This is a genomic window from Mycobacterium sp. NGS54 (genome assembly GCF_059812465.1).
Genome location: NZ_JCALCS010000001.1, coordinates 288,582 through 301,324 on the forward strand (window position 1 = coordinate 288,582; position 12,743 = coordinate 301,324).

At 67.2% G+C, this 12,743-nt stretch carries 14 protein-coding genes; 4 read left to right on the forward strand and 10 right to left on the reverse strand.

Features of this window, described 5'->3' with window-relative positions:
* Positions 1-19: 19 nt before the first annotated feature.
* Genes AC5Y5E_RS01405 through prfB form a run of 7 tightly spaced genes read right to left on the reverse strand, consistent with a single transcriptional unit; the run spans position 20 to position 5,567 of the window.
* On the reverse strand, positions 20-865 hold the full coding sequence (locus AC5Y5E_RS01405; RefSeq protein WP_499901834.1) for an EamA family transporter: 846 nt from the start codon (positions 863-865) through the stop codon (positions 20-22).
* The gene (gene smpB, locus AC5Y5E_RS01410; protein ID WP_499901215.1) at positions 862-1,371 is read right to left on the reverse strand and encodes an SsrA-binding protein SmpB; all 510 of its coding nucleotides are present in this window, start codon (positions 1,369-1,371) and stop codon (positions 862-864) included. Before smpB ends, AC5Y5E_RS01405 begins: the two co-directional genes overlap by 4 nt.
* A 2-nt stretch (positions 1,372-1,373) precedes the next feature.
* A complete protein-coding gene (gene ftsX, locus AC5Y5E_RS01415) occupies positions 1,374-2,267 on the reverse strand; it encodes a permease-like cell division protein FtsX (RefSeq protein ID WP_499880121.1) in 894 nt (297 codons plus the stop codon).
* Entirely contained in the window at positions 2,267-2,956 is a 690-nt protein-coding gene (gene ftsE / locus AC5Y5E_RS01420; protein ID WP_499901835.1) for a cell division ATP-binding protein FtsE, read from the reverse strand. Before ftsE ends, ftsX begins: the two co-directional genes overlap by 1 nt.
* Positions 2,957-2,999: 43 nt before the next feature.
* Entirely contained in the window at positions 3,000-3,476 is a 477-nt protein-coding gene (locus tag AC5Y5E_RS01425) for an Rv3103c family proline-rich protein (protein ID WP_499901216.1), read from the reverse strand.
* Positions 3,473-4,471, reverse strand: a complete 999-nt coding sequence (locus AC5Y5E_RS01430; RefSeq protein WP_499901217.1) for a mechanosensitive ion channel family protein — start codon at positions 4,469-4,471, stop codon at positions 3,473-3,475. The genes AC5Y5E_RS01425 and AC5Y5E_RS01430 overlap by 4 nt, the downstream gene beginning before the upstream one ends.
* The gene (gene prfB / locus AC5Y5E_RS01435) at positions 4,461-5,567 is read right to left on the reverse strand and encodes a peptide chain release factor 2 (protein ID WP_499901218.1); all 1,107 of its coding nucleotides are present in this window, start codon (positions 5,565-5,567) and stop codon (positions 4,461-4,463) included. The genes AC5Y5E_RS01430 and prfB overlap by 11 nt, the downstream gene beginning before the upstream one ends.
* 142 nt (positions 5,568-5,709) lie before the next feature.
* Between prfB and AC5Y5E_RS01440 the strand changes: the two genes are divergently transcribed.
* Positions 5,710-7,080, forward strand: a complete 1,371-nt coding sequence (locus AC5Y5E_RS01440) for an FAD-dependent oxidoreductase (protein WP_499901219.1) — start codon at positions 5,710-5,712, stop codon at positions 7,078-7,080.
* A gap of 9 nt (positions 7,081-7,089) precedes the next feature.
* Here AC5Y5E_RS01440 and AC5Y5E_RS01445 read toward each other — a convergent pair whose 3' ends face one another.
* Both AC5Y5E_RS01445 and AC5Y5E_RS01450 read right to left on the reverse strand, forming a co-directional pair.
* Complete coding sequence (locus AC5Y5E_RS01445; protein ID WP_499901836.1) at positions 7,090-7,707, reverse strand: response regulator; 618 nt, start codon at positions 7,705-7,707, stop codon at positions 7,090-7,092.
* 42 nt (positions 7,708-7,749) lie between these two features.
* Entirely contained in the window at positions 7,750-8,541 is a 792-nt protein-coding gene (locus AC5Y5E_RS01450; RefSeq protein ID WP_499901220.1) for a universal stress protein, read from the reverse strand.
* Between the two features lie 361 nt (positions 8,542-8,902).
* On the opposite strand from AC5Y5E_RS01450, the gene AC5Y5E_RS01455 reads away from it, so the two are divergent.
* Positions 8,903-10,060 (forward strand): PPE family protein, encoded by a 1,158-nt coding sequence (locus tag AC5Y5E_RS01455; protein WP_499901221.1) that lies wholly within the window; start codon positions 8,903-8,905, stop codon positions 10,058-10,060.
* Here AC5Y5E_RS01455 and AC5Y5E_RS01460 read toward each other — a convergent pair.
* Positions 10,057-10,386 carry a hypothetical protein gene (locus AC5Y5E_RS01460; RefSeq protein ID WP_499901222.1) on the reverse strand — a complete coding sequence of 110 codons (330 nt, stop codon included), beginning with the start codon at positions 10,384-10,386 and terminating at the stop codon, positions 10,057-10,059. The two genes, AC5Y5E_RS01455 and AC5Y5E_RS01460, sit on opposite strands and share 4 nt — an antisense overlap.
* Positions 10,387-10,461: 75 nt before the next feature.
* Between AC5Y5E_RS01460 and hisN the strand changes: the two genes are divergently transcribed.
* Both hisN and AC5Y5E_RS01470 read left to right on the forward strand, forming a co-directional pair.
* Positions 10,462-11,250, forward strand: a complete 789-nt coding sequence (gene hisN, locus AC5Y5E_RS01465; protein ID WP_499901223.1) for a histidinol-phosphatase — start codon at positions 10,462-10,464, stop codon at positions 11,248-11,250.
* Between the two features lie 80 nt (positions 11,251-11,330).
* On the forward strand, positions 11,331-12,740 hold the full coding sequence (locus tag AC5Y5E_RS01470) for an acyl-CoA dehydrogenase family protein (protein WP_499901224.1): 1,410 nt from the start codon (positions 11,331-11,333) through the stop codon (positions 12,738-12,740).
* The last annotated feature ends 3 nt before the right edge of the window (positions 12,741-12,743 follow it).

Consider the following 12,743-nt stretch of genomic DNA (forward strand, 5'->3'; position numbering starts at 1 on the left):
CCGACCGCGGGCCGATCCGTTAGCTTGCGGCGATCATCGCCACGGAACCCATGGCCAGCACCATGCCGACGCCCTGGCATCGGCTCACCCGCTCGCGCAGCACCACCATCGCCAGCACTACCGTCGCCGCCGGATACAGCGAGATCAGGATGCTGGCCAGCGAGAGCAGCCAGGTGTGCAGCGCCAGCAGCATGGTCACGTTCGCGCAGATGTCCAGCACGGCCACGCCCAGCGCCAGCTTCAGCGGCTTGCCGGCCGGCATTTTCAGGTTCTTGCTCATCGCGGACATGGCGAACACCACGGCGCTGGCGGACAGCCGGGCGAACACCAGCGGCCAGAGTTTGGTCTCGTGCGGCGCCTGGTGAAGAAACACCAGGTTCAGCCCCATCGCCGAGCCCGCCACGACCGTGAGCCAGGCGACCTTCGGGGTGAACCGGTACGGCGTGGTGCCCTCGACAGCGGCCTCGCGGCTGACCAGCATCACCGCGACCAGGGCCAGCACGACGCCCACCGAGGCGGCCGGGCCGGGCCGCTCCCCCAGCGCCACACCCGCCGCGACCGGCACGGCGGCGTTGAGCACGGCGGCCAAGGGCGAGACCACCGATATCGGCCCGGCACCCAGCGCGGCGAAGAACGCCCACATGCCGAACGCCATCCCGATGCCGTACAGGCCGCCCCAAATGACCGCGCCGGACTGAATGGGTCCGCCCACCACGACGGCCAGCAGACCCAGCAACACCGCCTCGATCGGGTAGGCCACGAGCATCACCCGCAGCGCCGCTACCCGTCGAGCGGCCACACCGCCCACGAAATCGCTGACGCCGTACGTAACGGCAGACAGCTGGGCGTAAGCCGCCCCGATCAGCTCATGCCCTTGGCTCGCCGGCCCAGTTCGCGAAGCACTTCGCGCTGGGCATCGCGCTGGGCCATGTCCTGACGTTTATCGTGAGCCCGCTTGCCTCGTGCTAGCGCGAGCTCGACCTTGACCTTGCCCTCGGAGAAGTAAAGTGACAGTGGCATCAGGGCGAGGTTACCATCTCGTATCTTGCCGACCAGTCTGTCGATTTGTTGCCTATGTAACAACAACTTTCGGTTGCGACGCGGGTCATGGTTGGTCCAGCTACCGTGCTCGTACTCCGGAATGTGCAAGTTACGCAACCACACTTCGCCGTCGTCAACGGTTGCGTAGGCATCGGCTAGAGAGGCGTGCCCTTGCCGCAGGCTCTTTACTTCGGTGCCCTGCAAAGCGACTCCCGCCTCGAAAATCTCGAGGATCGAATAGTTGTGCCGCGCTTTGCGATTGGTGGCGATGATCTGTTTGCTGCCGCGCTTGCCGCCCGCCGCCTTGGCCCGACTGGAATCGTTGGCCACAGCTACCGCCGTACGTACAGGCGCAACGTCACGTAGGCGGTCAACGCGGCCATCGACACGCCGAGCAGGAACAGCCACGGGGAAATGTAGATGATGTCGGCATAGTCGACCCGGGCGATCAGGTTGGCTTGGTAGAACTGGTTCAGCGCGTTGTCCAAAAACGTTGCCCGGACCAGGATTAACCCCGCGACCGCGATGGCGACACCGACCGCCGCGGCGACCATCGCCTCAACCAGGAACGGCAATTGGGTGTACCAGCGGCTGGCGCCGACCAGGCGCATGATCCCGATCTCCGTGCGGCGCGTATACGCCGCGACCTGGACCATGTTGGCGATCAACAGGATCGCGCCGACGGCCTGCACCAGGGCGACGGCGAACGCGGCCTTGCTCAAGCCGTCCAGGACCGCGAACAGCCGATCGATCAGGTCCTTCTGGTTGAGCACCGATAGCACCCCGGGCTGCCCCTGCATGGCGGAGTCAAAGTCCTTGTGCTGTTCGGGATTATCCAGCTTGACGATGAACGAGGCTGGGAAGGAATCCTTTCCGGCAACGTCCTTGTACTGCGGGAACTTCCGGATGGCGTCGTCGTAGGCGTCCTGGCGGTTGAGGAACCGCACGGATTTGACGTCTTGTCGGGCTTCGATCTTCTCGCGCAGCGCCTTGCATGGGTTGGTGCCGCAGGACGGGTCGTTGGCCGATACGTCCTCGGTGAGGAAGACCTGCGTCTCGACCCGGTCGAGGTAGATGGCCCGCGAGTGGTCGGCCAACAGGACGACCAGCAGACCCCCGCCGAACAGGCCGATCGAAATGGCGGTCGTCAGGATCATCGCGGTCGTCATGGTGACGTTACGACGAAGGCCGGTCAGGACCTCGTTGAGCAGGAAGCCGAAGCGCACTAGCGATCCATCCCGTAGATGCCGCGCTGCTCGTCGCGAACGAGCCGGCCCAGCGACAGCTCGACGACCCGCTGCCGCATGGAGTCGACGATGTGGTGGTCGTGCGTGGCCATCAGGACCGTGGTGCCCGTGCGGTTGATCCGCTCCAACAAATCCATGATGTCCTTACTGGTGTCCGGGTCGAGGTTGCCGGTCGGCTCGTCGGCCAGCAGCACCAGCGGGCGGTTGACGAACGCGCGGGCGATAGCGACCCGTTGCTGCTCGCCACCCGACAACTCGCCGGGCAGCCGGCTGGCCTTGCCGGACAGGCCGACCGTTTCAAGCACCTCGGGCACGGTCCGGTTGATCGCCTCCCGGCGCTTGCCGATGACCTCCAGCGCGAACGCGACGTTCTCGTACACGGTCTTTTGCTGCAGCAGCCGAAAATCCTGAAACACGCAGCCGATGACCTGACGCAGCTTCGGGACGTGGCGTCCCGGGAGCTTGTTGACGTGAAACTTCGAGACCCGAATGTCGCCGGTGTTCGGGCTCTCCTCGGCCAGCAGCAGCCGCATGAACGTCGACTTGCCGGAACCCGAAGGGCCGATCAGAAAGACGAATTCACCCTTGTCGATCTTGACGTTGATGTCGTCCAGCGCCGGCCGAGCCGACGCTTTGTACTTCTTGCTGACGTTGTCAAGGGTGATCATCACGGCACGCCAGTGTAGCCGTGAATTTCGCTGGCGAGCCAAGTCAGCCGGCCGGTGGCGGGGAACTCGGCGCCGGACCCGGCCCCGGCTGGGGCAGCTGCGGCGGCGGTGGCGTCGGGCTGGTGCTGGGCGGGCAGAACGGCGGCGGCAGCAGGCACGGCGGCGTGGGCAGCTGGAACGGCGGCGGCGTGGTCGTCGTCGTGGTCGGCGGCGTGGTGGTCGGCGGCACGGTCGTCGTCGGCGTGGGCGTGAACGTCACGGTGGCCGGCGGCTGCTGCACGCGGCTGCGTGGCACCCAGGTGTAGTTCGGGTCGGGCACGAACCCCGGCGGCACCACCTGCGGGGCCGGCGGCTTGGGTGCCGTTTCCGGACGGTAGGTGTCGTAGACCCACCACACGGCGAAGAACGCGACGATCAAAACCAGCGTAGACGTGCGCATCCGGCCGCCGAACAGGTGGCTCCAGCGCCGTCGTTGCTTGTCCTCGCTGCGCCTCTCGAGGATGCTCACGGTGAACTTCACCGCCGTTGCACCGCATCTTCGGCTTTGCCGTCGGTGGACTTCTCGGCGGCCTGGGCGGCCGGCACCGAGGGGTCGTCCTCAACCAGGCCTATCGTCGCGTCCGCCGCGGTCACGATGCCCACCCGGGCCAGCGCCCGAATGACCAGGACACGCAACTGCCGCCCGACCTCGAACTGTTTGCCGGGCAGGGTGCGGGCCACCACACGCAGGGTGACGGTGTCGACCTCGATGCTTTCCACGCCCATCACGGTCGGCGGGTCCAACAGCAATTCCCCGAGCACCGGGTTCTCCATCGCGCGGTCGCACTCCTGGTGCAAGACCTCGTTGACCCGGTTCAGGTCGGCGCTGGTCGACACCGGGATGTCCACCACCGCGCGCGCCCAATCCTTGGACAGGTTGACCACCTTGACGATCTGCCCATTGGGAATGGTCAGCACCTCGCCATCCGGCGAACGCAGTCGCGTCACCCGCAATGTCACGTTCTCGACGGTGCCGGTGGCTTCCGTAGAGGAAACGACGGTCAGGGTGACCAGGTCACCGAACCCATACTGCTTCTCCACCAGGATGAAGAAGCCGGAAAGCAGATCCCGCACCAACTGCTGGGCGCCGAAACCCAGCGCGGCGCCGACCACGGTGGCGGGCGCGACCAGTCCCCCCACGGAAAACTGCAGCACGTCGGCGATCTCCATGATGACCCAGATGCCGATGATGACGACCGACACCCAGGAGATCACCGACGCCAGCGCCTGACGGTGCTTGGACGTTTCCGAGCGCACCAGCGCGTCGCTCTCGGCGAAGCCCTCGGTGAGCTGACGGGTCACCTGTTGCGCCACCCAGTTGACGAACCGGGCCATAAGCACCGCCGCGATCAGCACCATGACGATGCGCAGGCCGCGGGTGATGATCCATTGGCCGGCTTCGCCGCGCCAGAACTCGTGCCAGCCCAGCGCCTTTAGCGAAGCGGTCGATGCAAGAACGGTTGTGTTAGTCGTCATCTTTTCGGTTGCGCCACCGGATTCCCGCTTCCAGGAACCCGTCGATGTCTCCGTCCAGTACGGCGGCCGGATTGCCCACCTCGTATTCGGTTCGCAAATCCTTGACCATCTGATACGGGTGCAGTACGTAGGAGCGCATCTGGTTACCCCAGGAGCTGCCGCCCTCACCCTTCAACGCATCCAGCTCAGCGCGCTCTTCTAATCGCTTGCGCTCCAATAGCTTTGCCTGAAGCACTCGCATTGCCGAGATCTTGTTCTGCAGTTGCGATTTTTCGTTCTGGCAAGTCACGACGATACCCGTTGGGATGTGGGTTAAACGAACCGCCGAGTCGGTGGTGTTCACCGATTGACCGCCCGGACCGCTGGAACGGTAGACGTCCACCCGCACGTCGCCGTCGGGGATGTCGATGTGGTCGGTGGTCTCCACCACCGGAAGCACCTCGACTTCGGCAAAGGACGTCTGGCGCCGGCTCTGGTTGTCGAACGGGCTGATCCGGACCAGCCGGTGCGTGCCCTGCTCGACCGACAGCGTGCCGTAGGCGTACGGCGCGTGCACCGCGAACGTCGCGCTCTTGATCCCGGCTTCTTCGGCGTAGGAGGTGTCGAAGACCTCGACGCCGTACTTGTGTTGCTCGGCCCAGCGGATGTACATCCGCATCAGCATCTCGGCCCAGTCGGCGGCGTCCACCCCGCCGGCGCCGGAGCGGATGGTGACCAGCGCCTCGCGCTCGTCGTACTCGCCCGACAGCAGCGTGCGCACCTCGGCGGCCTCTATATCGGCGCGCAGCGCCTTGAGTTCGGCGTCGGCCTCGGCCAGGGCGTCCGCCGCATCCTCCTCGGCCGCCAGCTCGTACATCACCGGGAGATCGTCGAGGCGCTGCCGCAGCTCCTCGATGCGGCGCAGCTCCCCCTGGGCGTGGGATAACTGGCTGGTCACCCGCTGCGCGTTGGCCTGGTCATCCCACAGTTTGGGATCGGACGCCTCGTGCTCCAGCTTTTGGATGCGGCTGCGCAGACCCTCCACATCGAGCACCCGCTCCACCGTGGTCAGGGCGGAGTCCAGGGCGGCGATATCGGCTTGACGGTCGGGTTCCACAGCCGCCCACGTTACCGGCGACGAATGCACAGCTCGTCGTCCGGGCCGCAGCGTTTAGCATCAGGTGACCAGTACGTGCAGCCCGGACCGCGACGCTCAGCCCCCTTCGCGCGTGGCCCGGCACGACCCAGAAGGCTGGAGCATGCGGCCATATCACATAGCGATCGTCGGCTCCGGGCCGTCGGGGTTCTTCGCAGCGGCGTCCCTGCTCAAGGCGGCCGACGCGGCGGAGGAAGTCGACGTGACCGTCGACATGCTCGAAATGCTGCCGACGCCCTGGGGGCTGGTCCGCTCCGGCGTCGCGCCCGACCACCCGAAGATCAAGTCGATCAGCAAACAATTCGAGAAGACCGCCGAAGACCCCCGGCTGCGCTTCTTCGGCAACGTGGTGGTCGGCGAGCACGTGAGTGCCGCCGAACTCGCCGAGCGCTACCACGCGGTGATCTATGCCATCGGGGCGCAGTCGGATCGGTCGTTGAAGATCCCGGGCGAGGACCTGCCGGGCAGCATGGCCGCCGTCGAATTCGTGGGCTGGTACAACGCGCACCCGCACTTCGAGCAGGCGACCCCGGATCTGTCGGGTGCCCGGGCCGTGGTCATCGGCAACGGCAACGTGGCGCTCGACGTCGCCCGCATCCTGGTGACCGATCCCGACGCGCTCGCCCGCACCGACATCGCCGACCACGCCCTGGAGTCGCTGCGCCCGTGTGGCGTCGAGGAGGTGGTGGTCGTCGGCAGGCGCGGGCCGCTGCAGACCGCGTTCACCACGCTGGAGTTGCGCGAGCTGGCGGACCTCGAAGGCGTCGACGTGATCGTCGACCCGGCGCAATTCGAAGGCATCAGCGAGGAGGACGCGGCCGCGGCCGGCAAGACGACCAAGCAGAACATCAAGGTGTTGCGGGACTACGCGGCGCGCGAGCCGCGGCCCGGGCACCGTCGCATCGTCTTCCGCTTCCTGACGTCGCCGATCGAGATCAAGGGCGACGGCAAGGTCGAGAGCATCGTGCTGGGCCGCAACGAACTGGTCAGCGACGAGAGCGGGCGGGTGGCGGCCAAGGACACCGGCGAGCGCGAGGAACTGCCGGCCCAGCTGGTGGTGCGGTCCGTCGGATACCGCGGGATGCCCACGGCGGGGCTGCCTTTCGACGACGCCAGCGCCACGATCCCCAACACCGACGGCCGCGTGCATGGCAGCCGCAACGAATACGTCGTCGGGTGGATCAAGCGCGGGCCGACCGGTGTGATCGGTACCAACAAGAAGGACTCCCAGGACACCGTCGACACCCTGCTGAACGATCTGGCCGGCTCCAAACAACAAGGGGCGCTCGCGGCGTTCCCCGCCGACCACGCCGACACGCTGGCCAATTGGCTGGCGTCCCGACAGCCGAAGGTGGTGACGTCGGCTCACTGGGAGGTCATCGATCGCCACGAGCGAGCGGCCGGCGAGCCGCACGGGCGTCCGCGCGTCAAGCTGCCGAGCGTGGCCGAGATGCTACGAATCAGCCACGGCTGACGGGGCGCCTCAAAACCATTGGCGGTAAGTGCGATTGGGCTGGCGCGCCAGACCCAATTTGACCAGCAGGCGCGACACGTGGTTTTTGACGGCGTCTTCGGCAAGCAACGTCCGGTCGGCGATTTGCCGGTTGGTCAGGCCGTCGCCGAGCAATTTCAATAACGTCCGTTCCCGTTCGTTGAAGGCCCACAGCCTGTCGCTGTTCTCGATGGTCCACCACAGTCTCGCCATCAGTGCCGCCGCGGCCTGGGTGTCGAGCAGCGAGCGTCCGGCGCCCACTTGTTTGATGGCGGACACCAATTCCATGCCCTTGACGTCTTTGACGACATAGCCGCTGGCGCCGGCCAGGATCGCGTTCAGCATCGCCTCGTCGGAGGTGTGTGACGTCAGGATCAAGCAGCGCAGATCCAGCATGCACGACAACAGTTCGCGGCACAGTTCGACGCCATTGCCGTCCGGCAACCAGTCGTCGAGCACCGCGACGTCCGGGCTGATCGCGGGAATCGCGCTCATTGCTTCGGCGACGGATCCGGCCTCGCCCACGCAGTCGAGTTCGGGGTCCGCACAAAGCAAATCGACCAGGCCGCGCCGCACCGGCTCGTGATCGTCGACCAGAAACACCCTCAACGTTGTCCGGCCGGAGCCCAACAGACTTCCCACCCGCACGCCCTACAGGTTGCTCGAACGCGTGGCGAGAACGGAGGTTCCCGGGTTGTGCGCGCCGCACAAGTCGTGACAGGCGCGCACGTCGGTGACCAACAACTGGTCCCGCTCGCCATCGGCGGCCAGGTATTCCTCGAGGGTCCCGCGAACGACCGCGGACTCGACGCGCACCTTGGGATACGCGCGGGTCCAGCGTGCGAGGCGTCGCCTCAGTTGGGCCGCCGCCGAACGTTTCGTGTCGGCATCGCCCTCCGCCGCGACCACCACGATTGCCAGCAGCGGCGCTTGCCGCAGTGTCGCTTCCTCGAAGGCGTGACCCAACGCTACGGCGTTGTCCGCCTGCACGATGACACGACTGACCTTGGCGGTTACCGGCCCGCCCGCCGGGCGGCGGACGACCGCCACCGGGCAGAGCGCCGATGCGGCCAGGCTCGCCGAAGTGGAGCCGACCCCGTGCGCGGCGTGGTTGAGTCCGATGGAGCCGACACAGATCATCGCCGCCGACCTCGACTCTTCCATCAGCTTGGCAACTGGGCTGCCCCAAAGGATTTCGGCTTCGATCTTCACCTGTTCCCCGGTCGCCTCGACCACCCGACGGGCGTCGTGCAACACGCCGCGCGCGGCGGCCAGTCGGCGGTCGTGGGCCCAGCGCGGCTGAGAATCCGGGCGGGCGACCACGTACACCAGTCGCAGCGGGATGTCGCGGCTGACCGCCTCGTCGACCGCCCAGCGCGCCGCATCGGTGGCCGCTTTCGACCCGTCGACACCGACGACGACAGTCGGGGCTGGCTGAAGCATCGCGGTCTCCTATTCGTCCCCCTCGACGCTATTGAGAAAAGACCGGCGCGACCCAGGGGCCTTCGGTCCACAAATGGGTGCCATTGGTCCCTATCGATGACCGCGTGAACGGTCACCTTCGTCGCGATGGCGCTCACGTGGCGACGCCCAGGAACATGAGCGAATTTGGCCGTTTTCAGGCGTCGGAAATTGGGACGGTCTTTATCGCCGTGACCCACTTGCCTTTTCGTCCTAAAACTCCAGTACAAACGCGGATTGGCGCCTACATTCTTATGACCACCGCCAATGGGACGGCGGAGGAGAAAGTGCCGATTCGGGTTCGGCACGGTTCACCAGGCACACCCATAAGGGAGATCTGACAATGGATTACGCCTTTTTTCCGCCCGAAATCAATTCCTCGAGAATGTACAGCGGCCCCGGTTCCGGGTCGCTCATGGCCGCGGCGGGAAGTTGGGACTCGCTGTCCGCCGAATTGGGCACCACGGCCGAGACCTATGGCTCGGTGCTCTCGACCCTGACCACCCTGCACTGGCACGGCCCGGCGTCGGCGGCGATGACCGCCGCGGCGACCCCGTACGTGGAGTGGCTGATCACGACCGCCCAGCAAACCAAGCAGACGGCCATGCAGGCCAGGGCCGCGGCCGCGGCGTTCGACCAGGCGTTTGCCATGACGGTGCCGCCGCCGGTGATAGCGATCAACCGCGCGCAGCTGCAGGCGCTGATCGCGACGAACTTCTTCGGCCAGAACACCGCGGCGATCGCCGCCACCGAGGCCCACTACGCCGAGATGTGGGCCCAGGACGCCACGGCGATGAACGGCTACGCCGTCAGCTCGGCGGCCGCTTCCCGGTTGACGTCGTTTGCGTCCCCGCAGCAGAACACGAATTCCGACGGCGTGGCGGCGCAGAACGCCGCGGCCAATCAGGCGGCCGCGAACCCGTTTTCCGATTTGTACTCGACACTGCAGGCGTGGAGCGATGAGATTTACGACAACCTGAACGCCCTGCTGAAACTCAGCCCCATTCCCATCACCGCCAACGGCCTGGACAGCCTTAACGTGCTCGACGGCATCCTTGCCACGAACACGGCGACGAGCTCGCTGGCCAACATCGAGGGCATTCCGGTTTCGCTGATCGGCGCCCAAAGCAACCTGACGTATCTGGCCGGCGTGGCCGGGCCCGCGCCCGCGCTCGGGCCGATAGGGCTCGGGCAATTGCAGGGTGCAGCCAGCGCGACGGGGGCCGGCGGACTACCCAACGCGATCACGGTGAGCATGGCCCGGGCGAACGCGATCGGGCCGATGTCGGTGCCGGCCAGCTGGTCCGCGCCGTCGACCAGCAGCATCTCTGCGCTGCAGCCGGCCGGCCTGACCACGCTTGCGGGCACCGACGAGTTGGCCGGTTCGGGCTACCCGGGTGTTCCCGGGATGCCGGCGGGGACGTTGGCCCGGGCCTCGGGCGTCCTGCCGCGCTACGGAACCCGGCTCACCGTGATGACGCGCCCGCCCGCGGGAGGCTAGGCGGCCGGCGGCTGGGCCGGGGCGAACCTCCAGTTGTCCGGGTTCTTCGGCGAATACACGACCGGGAGCAACTGGCCTACGGCCGGCCAGTGGTCGACGTCGACCGCCATGCGCTGATACACCTCGTGCTCGTTGACCGTTGGTCCGTTGATGACGCCGGCGACGGTGACGTATTGCTCGCCGGCCGCATCCGGCCGCGGGCTGACGCCGGTCACCAGCAGGGTGCCGCTCGCGAGCTCACCGCGGGGGCCACGCGGGGCGAACCGCTGGGCAAGCGCCACCCCGAGGACCGCCACGAGCAGGATCAGCACACCGTATTCCCACATCCGGCCATGGTAGGACTGCTCCATGAGCCGCGCCTGCGACGATGCAGAACGTAGTGATGAGAAGGAGCGGCGCCAATGACCGAGGACGATCTGGCGCTGGCGCTCGCGCTGGCCGACCGCGCCGACGCGCTGACCTCCGCGCGGTTCGGCGCGCTTGACCTGCGCATCGACACAAAACCCGATCTCACGCCGGTCACGGACGCCGATCGCGCGGTCGAAACCGAACTGCGCGGCGTGCTGGGCCGCGAACGGCCCCAGGACAGCATCGTCGGCGAGGAGTTCGGCGGGACCGCCACCTTCAGTGGGCGGCAATGGATCATCGATCCGATCGACGGCACCAAGAACTTCGTGCGCGGGGTGCCGGTGTGGGCCACTTTGATCGCGTTGCTCGAGGACGGCGTTTCGTCGGTCGGCGTCGTGAGCGCGCCGGCGCTGCACCGGCGCTGGTGGGCGGCGCGTGGCCGCGGCGCGTTCGCCTCCGTCGACGGCGGCCACCCGCGATCGCTATCGGTTTCCTCAGTGGGACAACTGGATTCGGCCAGCCTGTCGTTCTCCAGCCTATCGGGGTGGGCGCAACGCGGACTGCGCGATCGCTTCGTCGGGCTGACGGATGCGGTGTGGCGGGTACGAGCCTACGGCGACTTCCTGTCCTACTGCCTGGTCGCCGAGGGGGCGGTCGACATCGCCGCCGAGCCCGAGGTGTCGGTGTGGGATCTGGCGGCGCTCGACATCCTGGTGCGCGAGGCGGGCGGGACGTTCACCGGCCTGGACGGGACCGCGGGCCCGCACGCCGGCAGCGCCGTGGCGACCAACGGCCTGTTGCATGAGCAGGTGCTTTCGCGCCTGCGGGCCTACTCTTTGTGAATTAGTTAACACGCGGTCGCTTCTATCTTACTCCGGAGTAAGATAAGTTCCATCCGCGACGCCCATCGACAGAGGCTGAAATGACCGACACCCGTTCCGGTTCAAAGCAGACTTCAGAAAACAACCGCTCACGGTCCAAGCGGCACGGCCGCAAGACCGGCGTCGGGCTGCAACCGCACAAGCGGACCGGCATCGACATCACCCTGGCGCTGCTCACCCCGCTGGTCGGCCAGGAGTTTCTGGACAAATACCACCTGCGTGACCCGCTCAACCGGGGCCTGCGCTACGGCACGAAGACCATCTTCTCCACCGCCGCCGCCACGTCCCGCCAGTTCAAGCGGGCCCAAAACCTGCGCGGCGGACCGGCCCGGCTGAAGTCCAGCGGCAAGGACTACTTCGACCTGACCCCCGACGACGAGCAGAAGATGATCGTCGAGACCCTCGACGAGTTCGCCGCGGAAGTCCTGCGTCCCGCGGCGCACGACGCCGACGAGGCCGCGACCTACCCGCCCGATCTGATCGCGAAGGCCGCCGAGCTGGGCATCACCGCGATCAACATCCCCGAGGATTTCGACGGCATCGCCGCGCACCGCTCCAGCGTGACCAACGTGCTGGCGGCCGAGGCGCTCGCCTACGGCGACATGGGCCTGGCGCTGCCGATCCTGGCGCCGGGCGGCGTCGCCGCCGCGCTGACCCATTGGGGCAGCGCCGACCAGCAGGCCACCTACCTTCACGAGTTCGCCGGCGAGAACGTCCCGCAGGCCTGCGTGGCGATCGCCGAACCGCAACCGCTGTTCGACCCCACCCGGTTGAAGACCACCGCGGTGCGCACCCCGAGCGGCTACCGGCTCGACGGCGTGAAGTCGCTGGTTCCGGCCGCGGCCGAGGCCGAGCTGTTCGTCGTCGGCGCCCAGCTGAACGGGAAGCCGGCGCTGTTCATCGTCGAGTCGTCCGCCAAAGGCCTTACCGTCAAAGCGGATCCGAGCATGGGAATCCGCGCCGCGGCCCTGGGCCAGGTCGAGCTGTCCGGGGTGTCGGTGCCGCTGAGCGCCCGGCTGGGCGAAAACGACGCTTCCGACGAGGACTACTCCGAGGCGATCGCGCTGTCCCGGCTCGGTTGGGCGGCGCTCGCGGTCGGCACCTCGCACGCGGTGCTCGACTACGTCGTCCCATACGTCAAGGAACGCCAGGCCTTTGGCGAGCCGATCGCGCATCGCCAGGCCGTGGCCTTCATGTGCGCCAACATCGCCATCGAGTTGGACGGGCTGCGGCTCATCACGTGGCGCGGCGCGGCCCGCGCCGAGCAAGGGCTGCCGTTCACCCGGGAGGCGGCGCTGGCCAAGCGGCTCGGCACCGACAAGGGCATGCAGATCGGCCTGGACGGCGTGCAGCTGCTCGGCGGCCACGGCTTCACCAAGGAGCACCCGGTAGAGCGCTGGTACCGCGACCTGCGGGCCATCGGCGTCGCCGAGGGCGTTGTCGTTATCTGAGTC